This is a genomic window from Arthrobacter sp. PGP41 (genome assembly GCF_002953935.1).
In the GTDB taxonomy this organism is placed as follows: Bacteria; Actinomycetota; Actinomycetes; order Actinomycetales; family Micrococcaceae; genus Arthrobacter.
In genome coordinates this window covers 370,020-388,491 of sequence record NZ_CP026514.1, presented here as the reverse complement: position 1 = coordinate 388,491, position 18,472 = coordinate 370,020, and the positions used below count along the sequence as shown (strand labels likewise).

At 66.1% G+C, this 18,472-nt stretch carries 16 protein-coding genes; 4 read left to right on the top strand and 12 right to left on the bottom strand.

Translation table 11 applies throughout. The features are described from left to right. The first annotated feature begins 118 nt into the window (after nucleotides 1–118). Nucleotides 119–3,214 carry an alpha-amylase family glycosyl hydrolase gene (locus tag C3B78_RS01795; protein WP_104996550.1) on the top strand — a complete coding sequence of 1,032 codons (3,096 nt, stop codon included), beginning with the start codon at nucleotides 119–121 and terminating at the stop codon, nucleotides 3,212–3,214. Nucleotides 3,215–3,360: 146 nt separating this feature from the next. Here the strand turns inward: C3B78_RS01795 and malQ are convergent, their stop codons facing one another. Together malQ and C3B78_RS01785 are read right to left on the bottom strand one after the other, a co-directional pair. Beyond that, nucleotides 3,361–5,556 carry a 4-alpha-glucanotransferase gene (gene malQ / locus C3B78_RS01790; RefSeq protein ID WP_234005489.1) on the bottom strand — a complete coding sequence of 732 codons (2,196 nt, stop codon included), beginning with the start codon at nucleotides 5,554–5,556 and terminating at the stop codon, nucleotides 3,361–3,363. Between the two features lie 295 nt (nucleotides 5,557–5,851). Beyond that, nucleotides 5,852–6,586 (bottom strand): GAF and ANTAR domain-containing protein, encoded by a 735-nt coding sequence (locus C3B78_RS01785; RefSeq protein WP_104996548.1) that lies wholly within the window; start codon nucleotides 6,584–6,586, stop codon nucleotides 5,852–5,854. A gap of 182 nt (nucleotides 6,587–6,768) precedes the next feature. Between C3B78_RS01785 and C3B78_RS01780 the strand changes: the two genes are divergently transcribed. Beyond that, complete coding sequence (locus tag C3B78_RS01780) at nucleotides 6,769–7,815, top strand: aldo/keto reductase (protein WP_104996547.1); 1,047 nt, start codon at nucleotides 6,769–6,771, stop codon at nucleotides 7,813–7,815. Here the strand turns inward: C3B78_RS01780 and C3B78_RS01775 are convergent. Both C3B78_RS01775 and C3B78_RS01770 read right to left on the bottom strand, forming a co-directional pair. Further along, the gene (locus C3B78_RS01775) at nucleotides 7,801–8,760 is read right to left on the bottom strand and encodes a DMT family transporter (RefSeq protein ID WP_199775307.1); all 960 of its coding nucleotides are present in this window, start codon (nucleotides 8,758–8,760) and stop codon (nucleotides 7,801–7,803) included. The genes C3B78_RS01780 and C3B78_RS01775 overlap by 15 nt on opposite strands. Next, nucleotides 8,757–9,308, bottom strand: a complete 552-nt coding sequence (locus C3B78_RS01770; protein WP_104996546.1) for a TetR/AcrR family transcriptional regulator — start codon at nucleotides 9,306–9,308, stop codon at nucleotides 8,757–8,759. Before C3B78_RS01770 ends, C3B78_RS01775 begins: the two co-directional genes overlap by 4 nt. A 232-nt stretch (nucleotides 9,309–9,540) precedes the next feature. Here C3B78_RS01770 and C3B78_RS01765 point away from each other — a divergent pair, with 232 nt between their 5' ends. Further along, nucleotides 9,541–9,840, top strand: coding sequence for a DUF4193 domain-containing protein (locus C3B78_RS01765; protein ID WP_104996545.1), 300 nt, complete (start codon nucleotides 9,541–9,543; stop codon nucleotides 9,838–9,840). A gap of 114 nt (nucleotides 9,841–9,954) precedes the next feature. Here C3B78_RS01765 and manD read toward each other — a convergent pair whose 3' ends face one another. The 7 genes from manD to C3B78_RS01730 all read right to left on the bottom strand — a co-directional run bounded on the left by manD (nucleotide 9,955) and on the right by C3B78_RS01730 (nucleotide 17,333). Then, nucleotides 9,955–11,184, bottom strand: a complete 1,230-nt coding sequence (manD, locus tag C3B78_RS01760; RefSeq protein ID WP_104996544.1) for a D-mannonate dehydratase ManD — start codon at nucleotides 11,182–11,184, stop codon at nucleotides 9,955–9,957. Nucleotides 11,185–11,251: 67 nt separating this feature from the next. Further along, entirely contained in the window at nucleotides 11,252–12,235 is a 984-nt protein-coding gene (locus C3B78_RS01755; protein ID WP_234005488.1) for a sugar kinase, read from the bottom strand. Next, nucleotides 12,232–12,903, bottom strand: coding sequence for a bifunctional 4-hydroxy-2-oxoglutarate aldolase/2-dehydro-3-deoxy-phosphogluconate aldolase (locus tag C3B78_RS01750; RefSeq protein WP_104996543.1), 672 nt, complete (start codon nucleotides 12,901–12,903; stop codon nucleotides 12,232–12,234). The genes C3B78_RS01755 and C3B78_RS01750 overlap by 4 nt, the downstream gene beginning before the upstream one ends. A 53-nt stretch (nucleotides 12,904–12,956) precedes the next feature. Further along, entirely contained in the window at nucleotides 12,957–14,105 is a 1,149-nt protein-coding gene (dgoD, locus tag C3B78_RS01745) for a galactonate dehydratase (RefSeq protein WP_104996542.1), read from the bottom strand. Nucleotides 14,106–14,112: 7 nt separating this feature from the next. Beyond that, nucleotides 14,113–14,991, bottom strand: coding sequence for a carbohydrate ABC transporter permease (locus C3B78_RS01740; protein WP_104996541.1), 879 nt, complete (start codon nucleotides 14,989–14,991; stop codon nucleotides 14,113–14,115). Further along, nucleotides 14,988–15,941: a carbohydrate ABC transporter permease gene (locus tag C3B78_RS01735; RefSeq protein WP_234005487.1), complete on the bottom strand. Its 954-nt coding sequence runs from the start codon at nucleotides 15,939–15,941 to the stop codon at nucleotides 14,988–14,990. Before C3B78_RS01735 ends, C3B78_RS01740 begins: the two co-directional genes overlap by 4 nt. Nucleotides 15,942–16,037: 96 nt before the next feature. Further along, nucleotides 16,038–17,333, bottom strand: coding sequence for an ABC transporter substrate-binding protein (locus tag C3B78_RS01730; RefSeq protein ID WP_104996540.1), 1,296 nt, complete (start codon nucleotides 17,331–17,333; stop codon nucleotides 16,038–16,040). Between the two features lie 141 nt (nucleotides 17,334–17,474). On the opposite strand from C3B78_RS01730, the gene C3B78_RS01725 reads away from it, so the two are divergent. Next, entirely contained in the window at nucleotides 17,475–18,248 is a 774-nt protein-coding gene (locus tag C3B78_RS01725; RefSeq protein ID WP_104996539.1) for a FadR/GntR family transcriptional regulator, read from the top strand. On the opposite strand, the gene C3B78_RS01720 is transcribed toward C3B78_RS01725, so the two are convergent. After that, nucleotides 18,245–18,403: a hypothetical protein gene (locus tag C3B78_RS01720; RefSeq protein WP_158677168.1), complete on the bottom strand. Its 159-nt coding sequence runs from the start codon at nucleotides 18,401–18,403 to the stop codon at nucleotides 18,245–18,247. The genes C3B78_RS01725 and C3B78_RS01720 overlap by 4 nt on opposite strands. Nucleotides 18,404–18,472 lie beyond the last annotated feature (69 nt).

Below are 18,472 nucleotides of genomic sequence, written 5' to 3'. Positions count from 1 at the left end.
TACAGTTGTGCCGTGGCTCACAAGGAAGCTTGCTTACCCGTGAGCCCTCACAGCAGTCGCCGGCTGTTTCCCGCCGGCAAGCCTGAACAGCAGCGCCGCTCCCAGGAAGGTCTCAGCCTTGATATTCCGCACCCGTCCCAGCGCGCCCCCACGCGCCCGAAAGTCTCCAGGATCCACCAAACCCCCGGCCGCGCCGGCCCGGGCTGTTGCCGCCGGACTGCTGGCAGCCGCCGTCGCCGCCTCCGCGGCAGTCCTTCCCGCCCAGGCTGCACCTGGCCCCAAAGACCCTGGGTCGGCGTCGGCCCTTCACTCACTCCGCGCCCCCGTAACGGATGAGAACTTCTACTTTGTGATGGCGGACCGCTTCAGCAACGGAAGCAGGGCAAATGACCAGGGCGGCCTGGGCAGCGATCCCATGGTGTCCGGCTTCGACCCTACGAACAAGGGGTTCTACAACGGCGGAGACCTTGCGGGCCTCCTGGACAAGATCGACTACATCCAGGGCCTCGGCACCACCTCCATCTGGCTCACCCCCAGCTTCAAGAACAAAGCGGTGCAGAAAGAGGACGGATCGGCCGGATACCACGGCTACTGGATCACCGACTTTACCCAGATCGATCCGCACCTGGGCACGAATGCCGAGCTCAAAGCCCTCATTGATGAGGCCCACAGCCGCGGCATGAAGGTGTATTTCGATATCATCACCAACCACACGGCTGATGTCATCAGCTACAAGGACGGCGCTCGCCAGGGATACGTCTCCAAAGATGAAGTGCCCTACAAGAGCGCGGATGGCGTGGCGTTCGACGACCGGGATTACGCCGGCTCGGACAGCTTCCCGCAACTCGACCCGCTGGAATCCTTCCCCTACATCCCCGAACTGACAGCCGAAGAGCAGGACCTGAAGGTCCCCGCCTGGCTGAACGACCCCACGCTGTACCACAACCGCGGCGACACAACCTTCGCGGGTGAGGACGCCTACTACGGCGACTTCTTCGGCCTGGATGACCTCTTCACCGAACACCCCAAAGTGGTCAGCGGCATGAAGGACATCTACAAGGCCTGGATCGGGGACTTCGGCGTGGACGGCTTCCGGATCGACACCATGAAGCACGTCAACAACGAGTTCTGGCAGGAATTCGGCCCGGACGTCCTCAACTACGCCAAGGAGCAGGGCAAGGACGAGTTCTTTATGTTCGGCGAGGTCTTCGACACCACCAAGAGCTTCACCTCCCAGTTCACCACCCGCAACCAGATGCAGGCTGTCCTGGACTTCCCGTTCCAGGAGGCCGCGCGGAGCTTCGCCTCCAAGGGCCAGGACACCCGCGCCCTGGAGACCTTCTTCGCGGGCGATGACTGGTACACGGATGCGGATTCGAACGTGTACCAGCTGCCCACCTTCCTGGGAAACCACGACATGGGCCGCATCGGCAGCTTCATCGCCGCGGACAACCCCGGAGCAACGGACGACGAAAAGGTGGCCCGCGACCGGCTGGCCCACGAACTGATGTACTTCTCCCGCGGCAACCCCGTGATCTATTACGGGGACGAGCAGGGCTTCACCGGCCCCGGCGGTGACCAGGACGCACGCCAGACCCTCTTCCCCAGCAAAGTGGAGGCATACCTCGACGACGACCTGCTGGGCACCGACGCCACGCACGCCGAGGACAACTTCAACCCCGGGCACCCGCTGTACAGCAAGATCAGCGAGCTCGCCGCACTCACCAAGGAGCACCCGGCCCTGCGCGACGGCGCCCACCAGCACCGCTATGCCTCCGACGGACCCGGCATCTACGCCTTCTCCCGCACGGATGCGGCGGACCAGCGCGAGTACGTGGTGGCGCTGAATAACAGCGAACAGGCACAGACCGCAGAGGTGCCCGCCTACATTGCCAAGCGCACCTACACGCGGATGTACGGCGAAGGCGCAGACGAGGCGAAGACTTCCGCGGACGGCAGGCTGACCGTCACCGTCCCGCCGCTTTCCGCCGTGGTGTACCAGTCCTCCGGCAGGATCCCGCACTCCAAGGAAGCACCCGCCGTCGTCCTCCAGGACCCGGCACCCGCGCAGGGTGACAACGGGCGCCTCAAGGTGACGGCCGACGTCGGCGGTTCCTCGTTCTATGAGGTCACCTTCGAAGCCAGGGCGGCAGGCGGGGACTGGACGCCCATCGGCACTGATGACACTGCCCCGTACCAGGTCTTCCACGACGTGGCGGCCTTCGACGCCGGCACAGCGATGGAGTACCGCGCCACCGTACTGGACAACGGCGGGCACACCGCCACTTCAGAGTCCCGCACGGCAAACGTTCCCGCGCCCGTCATCACGCTGCAGAAGCCGGTGGAAGGCAGCAACGTGAAAGGCTCGGTGGAGCTCAGCGCCACGGTCGATCCCGAGAAGGCCAGCCACGTGGTTACCTTCGAACGCAGCGTGGCCGGCGGCGAGTGGACCACGGTTGCCACCGACGGGTCCTCACCCGTTTACTCGGCCACGGACGACATCTCGAGGCTTGAGGACGGCACCAAGGTGGCATACCGGGCCACAATGACCGGCCCCGGTTTCAGCGTGGCCAGCGAGGCCAGGACCGTCACGGTGGGAGATGCCCCGCAGCCCGGCTCAGTGACCGTGGTTGGATCCCTGAACACGGCCATGGGCTGCGCGGCGCCCTGGGAGCCCACCTGTTCCCAGGCAAAGATGACACTGGACCCGGCCGACAAGATCTGGCGGCTCACGGTGGACCTGCCCGCCGGCCAGTACGAGTACAAGGCCGCGCTGAACGGCGGCTGGGCGGAGAACTACGGCGCCGGCGGCAAGCTCAACGGGCCGAACATCGCCCTGGACCATCCGGGCGGCCCCGTGACGTTCCGCTATGACAACAGCACGCACGTGATCACGGCCGTGTACGCCTCCCAGCAGCCCGGCGCCGTTGCGGCTGCGGGGAGCATGAACAGCGAGCTGGGCTGCATCAAGGACTGGGATCCGGCCTGCGACCAGGCGCAGCTGGTGCTGGACCCGGCAGGACTCGTCTGGAAGCTGGCAGTGCCGAACCTGCCCGCGGGCACGTACGAGTTCAAGGCCGCCCTGGACCGGTCCTGGAACGTCAGCTACGGCGCGGGAGGGAGTTCCCCGGGCGGCAACATCGCATACAAGCACGACGGCGGCCCGGTCACCTTCCGCTACGACCACTTCAGCCACCTGATTACGGCTAGCTAGCGGAGCCGTTCCGCCAGGGCAGAAATCGCGGGGTCACTTCCCGTCCAATCCAGAGCTTTGGATGGGCGGGAAGTGACCCTCCCCACCCGCGCCCTAGCCTCGCAAGCTCGGCCAGGGAACCCTGCGGGTGTGGGCCCACGTGGCGTTTAGCTGCGCAGCGCACCGTCCACCGCTGCGAGCAGCGAGTTGAACCGCGCGTTGGCGGGAAGGTCGTCAAGGAATACCGGCTTGCCGTCAGGCCCGCCCAGCGGAACCTGCCAGTTGGGGTACAGGGCCTCGGTGGTGCCGGGCTGGTTCTGGACGCGGCGCTCCCCCACGGCGTCCACGAGGGCAACGCCCAGCAGGATCGACGGCGTCTGGGTGAGCAGGAGATGCAGTGCCTCGATGGTCTGTTCCTCGGTTTCCGCCAGGGAGCCCGTGCCACCCGGCAGGTAGCCACGCTCCCGTACCAGGGCCAGCATCTTCTCCAGTGAGGCGTGGTGCTCGGCCCGCTCCTCCGCCTCGGACCGCTCCAGGAGGCCCAGCCCGCTGCGGAGCGCCACGTGGTCACCGGCCAGGTAGCCGGCCGTGGGCGGAAGGTCGTGGGTGTTGACGCTGGAAAGTGCCTGCGTCCGGTACTTTTCCGGCGCAAGGGGGGAATCGCCGTCGTACTCAAACCAAAGGATGGACGTTCCCAGGATGCCGCGGGCGGCAAGGTAGTCACGCACCCACGGTTCGAAGGTGCCCAGGTCCTCGCCGATTACCACGGCGCCGGCGCGCTGGGCCTCCAGGGCGAGGATGCCGATCAGCGCCTCATGGTCGTAGCGGACGTAGGCGCCGTCACCGGGGGCGTTTCCCACCGGGATCCACCAGAGCCGGAAAAGGCCAAGGATGTGGTCCACGCGGATGCCGCCGGCGTGCCGCAGAACGGTGGCCAGCATGTTCCGGAACGGAATGTAGCCGGCTTCGGCCAGGCGGGCGGGATGCCACGGCGGCTGCCCCCAGTCCTGGCCCTGCTGGTTGTACATGTCCGGCGGTGCGCCCACGCTTGTGCCGGGAGCCAGCACGTGGCGGAGCGTCCAGGCATCGGCGCTGCTGTGGTCCACGCCGACGGCGAGGTCGTGCACCACGCCCAGGCGCATTCCGGAACGCAGGGCCGCCTTCTGGGCCTCCTCGAGCTGCTCATCGCAGATCCACTGCAGCCAGCGGTGGAATCCGATCCTGTCCGCAAGCTTTTCGCGCAGTGCTTCAGCCTGCGGTGTGCCCAGGGAAGTGGCCGGATCCGTCCACAGGGGATCGTCCGGCGCGACGTCTTCGCGGATGGCGGACCAGAGCGCGAAATCGTCCAGCCCGGTCCCGGAGATCCGGCAGAACTCGTCAAATGCGGCCTGCCGGGCCGGGGACCGGCGGGCGTGGTAGAGCATTTCCAGGGCCTGGAGTTTGGCGGCATAGACGGCGTCCCGGTCCAGCCGGCCGGCCTCCTTGTTGAGCCCGGCGACTTCCTCCCGAAGCTTTTCAACCGCGGCCCGCCTGCGCGGCTTCAGGTAGGCCAGCTCGGGAATGGCTTCGATGCGGATGTAGAGCGGGTTGAAGAACCGGCGCGTGGACGGCGAATACGGGGACGCTTGCACCGGCGGCACCGGTTCGGCCGCATGGAGCGGGTTGACCAGCACGTAGTCGGCCCCCCGCTCACCGCTGATGGCAGCAAGGTCAGCCAGGTCGGCGAAGTCGCCAATGCCCCAGGACCGTTTGGAGCGCACGGAATAGAGCTGCGTGGCAAGCCCCCAGCCGCGGCGTTGTTCGAGGGGCGTGGCGGTTGTCAGCTGGCGCGGCGTCACTACCAGGGTGGCCGTGGCGGTGGCGCCGCCGGACTCGGCGGTCAGGGTGTGCCAGCCAAGCGGCAGGTCCTGCGGGAGGGCGAACGTGGCACGGCCGGTGGACACGCCGTCCACATCCACAGGCTGTTCCCAAACGTCCTGCTGGACAGCGTCCACGGTGCCTGCACCGTCCTCGAGGGCAATGCCCAGCCGGACAGCGGCACCGTCGGGCACATGGACCGGGACCAGCGCCGGCTCGCCATGCTGGATGACGACGGCGGGAGGCAGCATCCGCCGCCACGGCGCCAGTTCCGCTTCCGCCAGCGCGGCCTCAATCGCCGGGTTGGTGTCCGCCTTCACGCCCAGGGCAGCCAGGACCTTGATCAGGGTACTTTCGGCCACAGTGTGCGGAAGCCCGACCCAGCCCTGGAAGGAAGTGCCCACACCATGGGCGTCCGCGAGCTTCTGGAGCAGGTGGGGGTCGACGGCCCCGCCGGCAGCAGCTTCCCCCGCAGCAGGCAGGGGGCCCGGAGGATCAGTTGGCATCCCTGGAGGATATGAGTGCTGCTGGTCTGAAGCCGTCATGCGTGTCCGCCTCGTCTGGTGTGATGTGGCCCGAACTTACAGTGCTGCCTGTTGCTGCCTGTTGTACCGGGGCGCCTGCACCCCCGCGCACAACCGTTGGTTCAGATTATTGCAGGGCGGCGCCCAGACGAAACCGGCGGGACACGCAGTGGAAATCGAAGTCCCCACCGGAACCACCGCCAGGGTGGAGCTGCCCGGGCAGGCGCCTCCACAGTGGCTGCCCCTTGCAGGCTGTATACGTTGAGAGCTCGCGGGGCTACGGATCAAAGTGTGTGCTGACCGGGCCCGAGCTCACCCGGCTCAGGACTTCCGCCGCAAGGTCCCTCAGCTTCTGGTTCCGGTGGCTGGACGCCTTGGTGAGCAGGGCCATGGCTTCTTCCTGCGAACAACGGTTCTGGGCCATGATCACACCGCATGCCAAGTCAATGGTGGTGCGGTTCTGCAGGGCGGCGGAAAGGTCGTCAGCCAAGTTCCGCGCGTCCGCGATCTGCAGGGCCAGCTGGAGCGCCCGCCGGGCCTGGTCAGCAAAGCCCTGTGCCTTGCTGATGACGGCGCTGGTGAAGACGCCGGGTTCCGAGGAGAAGAAGTTCAGGGCAGCCGCCTGGCTGTCATCGAGGGCGAGAGGTACGCCCAGCACGCTCCGGCAGCCGCTGGTAGCCAAAATCTTTTGGAACTCCGGCCAGCGGGTATCTGTTTCCACGTCAGCCAGGACAACAGGCCGCATGGTTTGCAGCGATGCCAGGCACGGGCCGTCACCAAGAACCTGCTCCAGCCTGTCCAGTTCCCTGGCCCGGTCACTGCTGCCCGCCACCGTGATGCTGCGCTTACGCCGCCGCAGTGTCACACCGCATTCTACCAGCGAACCCACCGACTCACTCAGGGCGGATGCTGCCAGTCCGGACAGCTCCGTGAGGAAGTCGTTCACATTAGGGCTGCCAATGATCAGGTCGTGCAACCTAATGAATTGTTCGTCATCGCGGGTAGTGCCCATCCCTCAATATAGGCGAAGCCACGGGGAAAACGCCCGCCACAATTCGTCACGCCGGCGCTCCTGCGTTACTCCGTGCGAAGAAAAGCGAAGGACTAAGGCATACACCTGCCGCCTCCTGGTGAAGCTGTGTAGCCTCATGACGATCGAAGGCATCAGTGGCAACGCAACGGGAGGAACCGGGGATGAGCCTCAGCGAACTGCGGGTATTCGGGCGGTCGGGAGCCCCGGTCAGCCCGCTCACTTTGGGCACCATGAATTTTGGCGAGGGCAACGGCGGCCCGCACGGCGCCCCCACCGGCGCCGATGAGGGCATCCGGATCATCCAGGCGGCGCTGGACGCCGGGATCACGGCCGTCGACACCGCCGATGTCTACTCGCAGGGCGAGTCGGAACAGGTGGTGGGCCGGGCGCTGCGCGGACGGCGCGACGACGTCTTCCTCGCCACCAAGTTCCATGGGCAGATGAGCGCCAACCCCGCCCACTCCGGAAACTCCCGCCGCTGGATCACCCAGGCAGTGGAGGGCAGCCTCCGCCGGCTCCAGACAGACCGGATCGACCTCTACCAGGCACACCGGCCGGACTACAACACCGATGTCCTGGAAACCATCACCACCCTCAACGACCTCATCCGCCAGGGCAAGATCCTCTACTACGGCACGTCCGTCTTCACCCCGGCCCAGCTTGTGGAGGCACAGTGGCTGGCCACCACCAACCACCTCATCCCGCCGCTGGGAAACCAGGTGCCGTACTCCATGCTGGTGCGCGGCAACGAGCGCGACGTCTTCCCTATCGCCCAGCAGTACGGGCTTGGTGTCCTGGCCTACGGGCCGCTCGCCGGCGGCTGGCTGTCCGGCGACTTCACGCTCGAGGCAAGCAAGGCGCCCACCCGGGTGCATTCGCTTCCGGGCCGGTACGACATCTCCGGCCCCTCCAGCGAACGGAAGCTCCACGCCGCGGACGCCCTGGCCCGCCTGGCGGACAAGCTGGAGCTTTCGCTGGTGGACCTTGCCATCGGCTTCGCCCTCAGCCACCCCGCCATCAGCAGCGTCATCATCGGGCCCCGCAGCGAGGAACACCTGCAGGCGTACCTGCGGGCAGCGGACGTCCAGCTCAGCGAATCAGTTCTGGATGCCATCGACGACGTGGTGCCGCCCGGAACCAACTTCGTGGAGCGGGACGCCGGCGCAATCGTCCCGTCCATTGAGTTCGCGGAACTACGACGGCGGTAGCGGCCCCGCCGCCGGACCAGCGGCCGGCCTCCGGGGCGTCAGGATGAAGAGGCTGAAAATCACGACGGCGGCGCCAAGCCAACCATGGAGGGGCAGGCGTTCACCCACCACCAGCACTGCCAGGACCGCCGCCACCACCGTTTCCAGCAGGGAGATGCCGGTGGCAGTGCTGGCCCGGATCCTGGCCAGGCCCCAGCCGAACAGGACATAGCCGGCAAACATCGGAACCAGTGCCATGTAGGCCCCCACCGAGAAATTGGTCCAGGATTCCAGCAGGGGCGCACCGGTGACCGCGAGCACGGGCATCAGCAGGAGCCCACCGAGGCCAAAGACAGTTCCCATGGCAGCCCGCGAGGACAGGCCGCCGCCGATAAGGCGGTGGGCTGCCCAGGAATACACGGCATACGTGGCACCGGCCACCAGGCCCAGGGCTATTCCCGCCAATGGCGTCCATGACCCGCCGGGGGAACCGGAGCCGGCGGCCTGCCCGTGCCCCTGCCCGGCGAAGGACAACAGTGCTGCGCCCGTGACACCCAGGAAAGCTCCGGCCAGCCACCTCCGGGTGAGCGGCTTTCCGTCCGCGAAACGCTCAATGAGGGCGGCCGCCACCGGCGCCGAGCCAATGGAAACCACAGTTCCCACTGCTACCCCCGAAAGACGCATCGAGCTGTAGAAGGCGAGGGGATAGACGGCCACCGCCGCTGCACCCAAGGACACCAGGCGCCAGCGGTCCAGCAGGCCCGGCCACTGCCCGGCGATGGCACCGACGGCGTAAAGGGCCTGGAGCAGCCCGCCGATTCCCATGGCCACCGCCCCAACGGCCAACGGACTCAGCGACGGGGCGAAGGTGGCAGCCGTGCCCGTGGTTCCCCACAGCACGGATGCGGCCGCAACGCACAAAGCGCCCCAGAGCGTCACCTTGAAATTTCCGGCGCCCGGGTTCACAGCCCCTCCAACAGCCGGGCAGCGATGGTCCGGCCGTCCTTCAGTCGTTGGTCATCCCCCTCCAGCCCTGCCCTTGCCATGGCACCCTCAAGCAGGAAAGCCAGGTGCCGGGCCAGTCCGGCGGTGCGCTCATCCTGCCCCGGCAGGAGTTCGGCGACGTGCCCGGCCAGCAGTTCCTCAACCTCCTCCTTGTGCTCCCGGACCGCCACCCGCCCGGCCGCCCCCGCGGGAAGTTCCGCTGCCGCATTGAGCAGCCCGCATCCCCTGAACCCGTCCTGGTAGGCGAAATTCGCATGGTCCATGTACGCGTCAAAGACGGCCAGTACCCGTTCCTGCGGAGTCTTCGCGGTTTCCAGCCGCCGGCGGTACATGCCAAGCCATTCATCGTGCCGGGCTTCCAGGTAGGCCGCCACCAGCTCCGCTTTCGAGGAGAAATTGTTATAAAGGCTCTTCTTGGCCACGCCGGCTTCAGCGGTGATGGCATCGATGCCGGTGGACCCCACACCGCGGGCGTAAAAGAGCCGGGCCGCAGCGTCAAGCAGCAGCACCCGGGCCGGATGCCTGGTCGATCCGGCGCGAACTGGCTTCGCGGCTGCTGGTCCGCCCGAAGCGGCAACGGGAGCGCCGGATCTGGTGGTTCGCGGGAGGGACAAAGCGACTCCTTGGGTCAAAAGTAGTTAGATCAGTCTACCTATTTAACCATCGGGAATAACCCGGCCCGCCTTCATGTTGTTGCTCTGTTCAGAACAAACTGCTTCCAGCCGACAGGAGAACACATCGATGTCAGTTGACTATGACGCTCCACGGGTGACGCCCGAGGAAGAGCCTAACGCCGGCTTCGAGGAGCTGAAGACCGAGAAGTCGGGCCGACGGGAGGCTATAGCCGACGTAGACGAGGCGGAGCTCGCGGACAGTTTCGAGCTGCCCGGGGCGGACCTCTCAAACGAGGAGCTCCAGATCCATGTGGTGCCGGTCCAGGCCGATGAATTCACCTGCATGTCCTGCTTCCTGGTCCATCACCGCAGCCAGCTCGCCAGGGAGAAGGACGGCAAGAAGTACTGCCGGGAGTGCGAGTCCTAGAGGGGCGGTTTGTCCGGTGGAGGCCGGCGCTGCACTGCCTCCACCCCGGCCGGCTGGAAAGAAGGCCAGCGGGCTGACACGCGGTAATAACCGGCCTCCGGCAGCGCGTGAGGCCTACCAGTCGTGGACCGTTCCGTCGATGAGGCGGTTGTAGGGCAGGTAGGCCTGCTGGTACGGGAACGCCGCCGCCGCTTCTTCATTGAATTCGACGCCGATGCCGGGCTTGTCCCCGGGGTGGAGGTAGCCGTCCACGAACGTCATGGACTGCCCGAACACCTCGTTGGTCTTGTCCGAATGCTGCATGTACTCCTGGATCCCGTAATTGTGGATCGCCAGGCCCACATGCAGCTGCGCCGCGAACCCCACCGGGGAAATGTCCGTAGGACCATGGAAGCCGGACTTGATCTGGTACTGCGCGGCGAAATCCATCACCTTCTTCAACGGGGAGATCCCCCCAAAATGCGTGGACGCGGCCCGGACGTAATCGATCAGCTGTTCCTTGATGATCGTCTGGTAGTCATACACGGTGTTGAAAATCTCACCGATCGCCAGCGGCGTGGTGGTGTGCTGCCGGACCAGGCGCAGCGCCTCCTGGTTCTCCGCCGGAGTGCAGTCCTCCAACCAGAACAAATCATAAGGCTCCAGCGCCTTGCCCAGCTTCGCCGCCTGAATCGGCGTCATCCTGTGATGCCCGTCATGCAGCAACGGGATCTCCGGACCGAACTCATTCCGGACCGCCTCAAACACGGTAGGCAGGTGCCGCAGATACGCCCGGGTATCCCAATCCTCCTCCACCGGGAACGCACCCCGCCCGGCCGGCTCGTAGTCATACCGCTCCCCCGAAGCCTGCGCCTGCGCGGCGACCCCGTACACGGCCTTGATCCCCGGCACCGCGGTCTGGATCCGGATCGACTTATACCCCAGCTCCAGATGCTCCCGCACCGAATCAAACAACGACGGCAAATCCGCGCCCGACGCGTGCCCGTACGCCCGCAAACCGTTCCGCGACGCACCCCCGAGCAATTGGTACACCGGCATCCCCGCCAGCTTGCCCTTAATATCCCACAACGCCATATCCACCGCCGCGATCGCCGCCATCGTCACCGGCCCCCGCCGCCAATACGCCGACCGATACAGAAACTGCCACGTATCCTCGATCCGGTGCGGATCCTTCCCGATCAGCAACTGCGCAACGTGTTCTTTGAGATAGGCGGCGACGGCGAGCTCACGCCCGTTCAGCGTCGCATCACCAATACCGGTCACACCATCCTCCGTAGTAATCCGAAGCGTCACGAAATTACGGGAGGGACTGGTCACAAACACATCAGCAGCAATGATTTTCACAAAAGATCCAGGCTTTCTTAATCGATAAAGCGGCGGGTTAAGCGGGCAGGGGTGGACCGCGAAGGGGTCAACGTTGCGTGGCTCCGCTGGGAGTGGTTCCCAGCAGGGCGAGCTCCGCACGGCCGGGAAGGCCTTCCCAGTCGCCCGCAGTGCTGACGGCGAAGGCTCCGGTGAGCACGCCGCGCTGCAGGCGGCCGGCCACGTCGGCGCCGTCAAGCAGGGCGGACAGGTAGCCGGCGGTGAAGGCGTCGCCGGCTCCCACCGTGTCGATGCTGGTCACCGGGACGGCCGGGGCGTCCCACCGGCCCTCCGGGGTGTGGACGCTGGCGCCGGCCGCGCCCCGCTTGACCACAACTTCGCGGACTCCTAGCCCAAGGATTTCGGCAACCATCGCCGATTCACCGGTCCCTGGTGCACTGTCCGGTGCGGCGGCAACCAGGCCAAGTTCGTCGTCGGAAGCGATCAGGATGCCGGCGTGCCGCACCAGCGGTGCCAGCACTTTCCGCGCCTCTTCCCGGGACCAGAGCTTGCTGCGGTAGTTGACGTCGAAGGACACCACTGCACCGGCGCCGGCGGCTTGTTCGGCAGCATATTCCACTGCCTTCCGTGACTCCAGGCTGAGGGCGGCCGTGATGCCGGTCAGGTGGAGGATGCGGGCGCCCGTGCTGAGGGCCTGTTCCACGTCCTCCGGGCACAGCGTTGACCCTGCCGAGCCGGAGCGGTAGTAGAAGGCGCGGGTCACGTCGGCCGTGCGTTGTTCAAGGAACATCACCCCGGTCCGTCGGGCAGCGACCTCGCGGTGCTCCAGCCGGACCCCCTCGGCACGGAGCTGGCGGAGGATGAACTCGCCGTGCGGATCGGCACCCACCACGCCGGCCCAGGTGACGCTGTGCCCGAGCCGTGCAAGGCCGACGGCCACGTTCGACTCGGCGCCGGCAACGTGCATGGTCAGGGCGCCGCCGGCGGACAGCGGCCCGGCGGAGCGCAGGGAGACCATGGACTCGCCGAAGGTCAGGAGGTCCACGGAAGGCCGTTCGACGGCGGCAGTCACCGCAGGCCCTCGGCGGCCCGGCCGTTGTACTCCGCGGCAAGGGCAACAAAGCGGCGCGCGCGTCCGCGCATCGGCGCAAGGTCGCCCCCGGATCCGGCATCGCCGAACAGCGGCCCTCCCAGCCCGACCGCGATGGCCCCGGCTCCCCAGTACCCGGCGGCTTCCCCGAGCCCGACGCCGCCCACTGCGATGAACGGGATGTCCGGGAACGGATCGCGCAGCGCCTTGAGGTAACCGGGCCCGCCGATGGAGGCGGGAAAAAGCTTGACTGCCGTGGCGCCGCGGTTCATCGCCTCGAATGCCTCGCTCGGAGTGAGGGCCCCGGCCAGGACGGCGATCCCCCGCCCGGCCGCCGCCTCAATGGAGGGGGCGAGTGACGGGGTGACCACAAACTGGCCGCCCGCCGACTCGACGTTTTCCGCGTCCTGCTTTGTCAGCACGGTCCCGGCGCCCACGAAGCACCCGGCGGGTGCAGCGGCGCGAACCTGGCTGATCGCGGTGAGCGCTCCCGGCGTCGTCAGGGCGATTTCAACGTACTTGAAGCCTTCCTCCATCGCAGCGAGGGCCGCCCTCCCCGTGGCCGCGCCGTCCGTGCCGCGCACGATCGCCACCAGCCTGGCCTGGCGCACCCCGGCCAGCAGGGCCTCGGGGGTCAGGGTGTTTTCCATGCCGGGATTCTCCTTTTGAGGGGTGTCCGTGTCCGTGCCCGCAGTCCGGGCCGTCACCATTCTGCGAACGCGCCGTCCGGCTGCCGCCAGACCGGGCCCCGCCAGGCGTGTCCGCGCTTGTCCGCGGCCCGGACCACGGCTTCGTCGATCTCAATGCCCAGGCCGGGTCCGGTGAGCCGCTCGATGTGGCCGTCCACAAACTTCAGTGGCGTTTTGTCCACCACGTAGTCCAGGACCTCGGCACCCTTGTTGTAGTGGATGCCGATGCTCTGTTCCTGGATCAGGAAGTTGGGTGTCGCGAAGCCCACCTGGAGGCATGCGGCGAGTGCCAGCGGGCCCAACGGGCAGTGCGGCGCCAGCTGGACTTCATAGACCTCGGCAAGCGAGGCGATCTTGCGGACCTCCGTGATGCCGCCCGCGTGGGAGAGGTCCGGCTGGGCCACGGCGATGCCGGCCTGCAGCGCCGGCAGGAATTCCTGCCGGCTGTAGAGCCGCTCGCCCGAGGAGACCGGCGTGGTAGTGGACGACGTGAACTCGCGCAGCAGGTGCGTGTTCTCGGGGACCACGGGCTCTTCGAGGAAGAAAGGCCGGTACGGTTCCAGCAGCGGCGCCACGCGGCGGGCGTTGGCGAGGCTGAAGCGGCCGTGGAAGTCCACTGCAACGTCCCGGTGCTCACCCAGGACTTCGCGGGCGGCGGCCACCCGGCGGACAACGCCGTCTAGCTCGGCCACCGAGGCGATCGGGCTCATCCGGCCGCTGGCATTCATCTTCACCGCGGTGAGGCCCACCTCCAGCTGGGCACTGATCTGGTCGGCCACCTCGTTGGGTTCGTCGCCGCCCACCCACCCGTACATTCGGATGCGGTCCCGGACGTGGCCGCCCAGCAGCTGGTGCACGGGGGTGTTGAAGTGCTTGCCGGCGATATCCCAGAGCGCCTGGTCCAGGCCCGAGACGGCGCTGGCGAGGATGGGGCCGCCGCGGTAGAAGGACCCTTTGGTCATCACCTGCCAGTGGTCCTCGATCCGCAGTGCGTCGTTGCCGATCAGGAGTTCGGCGAGCTGCTCGACGGCGGTGCGCACCGTCTCGCTGCGGCCTTCGCATGTTGCCTCTCCCCAGCCGACAATTCCGCTGTCCGTCTCGATCCGGACGAAGAGCCAGCGCGGCGCGACGAGGAAGGTTTCAATCCTGCTGATGAACGTCATCTGTTCCCTAGCCCTTGGTCGCGCCGGCGGTGAGGCCGGAAACGATGTACTTCTGCGTGAAGAGCGCAATGATCATGATCGGGATGGTGACCACGGTGGCAGCAGCCATCAGCCCGCCCCAGTCGATGCTGGCGTAGGACACAAAGTCGAAGATGGCCACGGGCAGCGTCTTGGTGCTGGAGCCGGAGAGCACCAGTGCGAACATGAAGTTGTTCCAGGAAAAGATGAACGAGAGGATCCCGGCCGTGGCGATCCCCGCGACGGACAGCGGCAGCGTGATGAGGCGGAACGCGCCGATCGGGGTGAGGCCGTCCACCTGGGCGGACTCCTCCAGCTCCAACGGCAGTGAATCGAAGTAGCTCATCATGATGTAGACGATCAGCGGCAGGGCAACGAACATGTGGCTGAGGATAAGCACCTCGAAACGGCCCACCATCCGCAGGTTGGAGAACACGTAGTACCAGGGCACCAGCAGTGACACGCCGGGAATCACGCGGGCCATCAGGACCACGAGGGCGGAGCGGTGCATCGTGAAGCGGCTCATCGCGTATGCGGCAGGCACTCCGAGCACAATGGACAGTGCGGTGGAAACGAAGGCCACCCAGAAGCTGTTGAAAATGAAGACGAAGTAGTTGTTCCGCTGCAGGACGTTGGCGTAGTTCTCGCCGGTGGGCGTGAAAAACAGGGCCTTGCCGGTGTCATAGATGTCCACGTTGGTCTTGAGGGAGGCAAGGAACATCCAGAACAGCGGGGCGAGGAGGAACACCACCACGGCAATGAGGGCTGCAACCCGGAAGACCTTGTAGAGCCTGACGGACAGGGGCTTCCGGCGGCGGTGAAGCACCTGGGGCTTTCCGGCTGTTTGGGTTGGGGTCAGGACGGTCATTTGCTTACCGCTTTCTTGCGCATGGTCAGCAGCCACATGGAGCCGATGATGATCATGAAGAACAGGATCAAGACGGCGGAGGACAGCCCGTACTGGTTGTAGTCGAAGCTCAGTCCGTAGGCATAGACGTTCAGGGTTTCCACTTCGTTGAAGGAGCCGCCGCCTTTGCCCTTGGTGGCGTACAGGATGTCGAAGGTCTTCAGGGCGTCGATGCCGCGGAGCAGGATGGCAACGATCACGGTGGGCATCATGAGGGGCAGCGTGATGTAGAAGAAGCGCTGGAAGGCGTTCGCGCCATCCACCCGGGCAGCCTCGTCAGGTTCATCGGAGAGGGACGTCAGCCCGGCCAGGAGGATCAGCACCACCATGGGGGTCCACTGCCAGACGTCCATGAAGATGGTTGTGCCCAGGGCCGTGTCCTGGCCGGAAAGCCAGGGCTGCGGCGGAATGCCGACCATTCCCAGCAACTGGTTGGCGAAGCCGATGTTGGGATCGAAGATCAGCCGCCACATCATGCCGACGGCAACCGGGGTGGCCACCAGCGGAAGCAGGATGGCCACGCGGACCCACTTTTCACCGCGGAAGGGACGCCATAGGAGCAGAGCGATGCCCATGCCGAGCACAACCTCGCAGACCAGCGCGACACCCGTGAAGGTCAGCGTGCGGCCCACTGCAGGCCAGAAGCGTTCGGTGTCAGTGAGGACAGTGAGGTAGTTCTGAAGGCCGATGAACTCCGTGGCGGCGCGCACCGAGCCCTGCGAATCGGTGAGGCTCAGGTACAGGGTCCACACCAGCGGGAAGACAATCAGAACGCCGACGAAGATCATCGCGGGGGCCGCAAAGAGCCATTTGCGGTGCCGGTTGGACCAGGCGGAGATGTTCCCCCCAAGGCTGGGAGGGCGGCCGGCGCTGCGGGCGGGAGCGCTGCGGGGAGCGTTCGTTACGGACATGGTTCACCTAAGGAGTTGGGGGGGAGCGGTCCGCGGCGGGACGGCGACAGGGTCTGCCGTCCCGCCGGGCTGTGGCGCACGCAGGCGCCTGCTGCGTTACTTCTTTTCGCCGTCCAGGAACTTCTGGAAGGCTTCGTGGGCTGAGTCAGCCGCGGCGGCGGGGTCGGCGCCGGTGATGCTGGCTACGATGGGCTCGCCCACGATTTCCCTGGCCTTGCCCACGGTGACAACCTGGGGACGGTCGTGGCCAACACCGTTTTTCGCGCTGACGGCGATGGCTTCGGCGAGGTCCTTGGGGTAGGTGGAGGTTCCCTCGGCGTTGGACCAGACGGAAGTCCTGGGTCCGGGGACACCGGCCTTCTGCGCGGCCAGGGTGCGTTCCTTGCCCGTGGCCCACTGGATGAATTTCCACGCGTTGTCCTGGTTGCTGGACGCCTCGTTGACGGCAAGGCCCCAGGACGGGATGTTGTAGGGCTTGGACCCTGCAGGACCTGCGGGCAGTGGCGCGAACCCGACCTTGTCCGCAACCTTGGACTTGGCCGGGTCAGTGGCGTTCTTGTAGAGCGAGTCCGCCTCAGTGTAGAAGGCGGCCTTGCCCTGGGTGAAGATTGCCATCGCCTCGGGCCAGCTCATGTCGGTGCTGACATTGGCGGGGCCGTAGTTCCTGATCAGGCCGCCGTAGTACCCGTAGGCCTTCTTCGCTGCATCCGAGTTGACTGCAGACTTTCCGCTGGCGTCCGTAAAGTCGCCACCGAAGCTGTAAAGGAAGCTGGAGAACTGGGTGACGGCCGCGGACTTGCCGGTGCGGGCCACGAAGCCGGCAATGTCGGGGTTGGACGCCTTGATGGCCTTGGCTGCCGCTTCGAGCTCCTCCATCGTCTTGGGAACCTGGAGGCCGGCGGCCTGCAGCAGATCCTTGCGGTAGTAGAGGACCTCGCGCTCGGTGATGATCGGAACGCCGACGACCTTGCCGTCGGCGGTGGTGGCCTTGACCGGGCCTTCCTGGTAGTCCTTCCAGTCCCAACCGGAATCGGAGGACACCTTTTCGGTCAGGTCGGCAAGGTAGCCGTTCTTGGCGAATGCCTTGCCTTCCTGGAGCGGGCGGTACATCATCACGTCGATCTCATCGCTGCCCGCGTTGAGCTTGACGTTGTACTGGTCCGAGAGCTGGTCTTCGCCGAGCTGGGTAAGTTCCACCTTGAGCCCGCTGGACTTCTCAAAGTCGGGAATGGCTGCCTTGATGCCTTCGGTCCAGACGTGGTTGGCCAGCGTCACCCGCACCGTGCCTGATTCCTTGGCGTCCGTGCTGCCGCCGCCCCCGCTGCAGGCGGTCAGCCCCAGCGAAAGTGCTGCGGCGACTGCCGCGTACTTCACGATTGAACGTCGCTTCATTACGACTCCCTTTGCTTTCTGAGGACTGACATCACTGTCCAGCCGCCCTACAAATGCATCTTTACATCTGCCTTGGAAGCGATCATATGGAAATAAGGCAGACTTAGACAACCCCTTGCCAGTGAGCCGTATGATTTATTTATGAAAACCCCAAAGGCGGAGTCTCCTACCGACCTGCATGCCGCGCTGGTCGAAAGCCTGGGGCTCGGCATTGCCGATGGGCGCTGGGCCCCGCATTCCGTCCTGCGGCTTGATGAGCTGGAGGGGCAGCACAACGTATCCCGGTCCGTGGTCCGTGAAGCGGCCAGGGTGCTGTCATCAAAGGGCATGCTGGAATCCCGGCGGCGGTTTGGGACAGTTGTGCAGCCTGAGGAGTGCTGGAATCTCTACGATCCGCAAGTGATCCGCTGGCGCCTTGCTTCCGCCCGCCGGCTGGAGCAGTTGCAGTCCCTTAATGAACTTCGCGGAGCCATCGAGCCGCAGGCTGCACGCCTCGCCGCCGAACGGGCCTCCTGGGATGCCGGCAGCGAGCTCGTCTCCCTCGCGGCCAGGCTGTGGGCCGCCGGCCAGCGCGGAGACCAGGAGGAATTCCTCCGGCTGGACGTGGAGTTCCATGCCGCAATACTCAAAGCTTCCGGCAATGCAATGTTTTCCCAGCTGCAAAACCTTGTGGCAGAGGTCCTCACGGGCCGGACAGAGCATGGCCTGATGCCCCACCTGCCGCACCACGAGGCCCTGCAGCTGCATGTGGATCTGGCCAGCGCGATCCAGCGCGGCGAGGCGGGCGCAGCGCACGCGGCGATGAGCAGGATTGTGGAGCAGTCCACCGAAGAAATGGGCCAGATTTGGTCAAGCAACCAGGGCGGAGCGGGCAACGCTCCGTTGGGCCCCCCGGCGGACATCGCCCACTCCTAAAGGACCCCCGCAAGGCAAGCGCGCTTCGGGCGCTTCACGCCGAGGCTCACCGCCCCTTGGCCGAAGCCAGCCCATTTCACAAGGAATTCCAGCGCAGGCAATGCTTCGGGCATGCCCGCGGCGAGGTTCAGGTGCCCGTGGACCGGATCCGTCATCGTCCACGACCTCCACGCCGGCTTCGCGCGCTTCCACACTAGCCAACCTTTCCAGCCGTAAAGACGCCC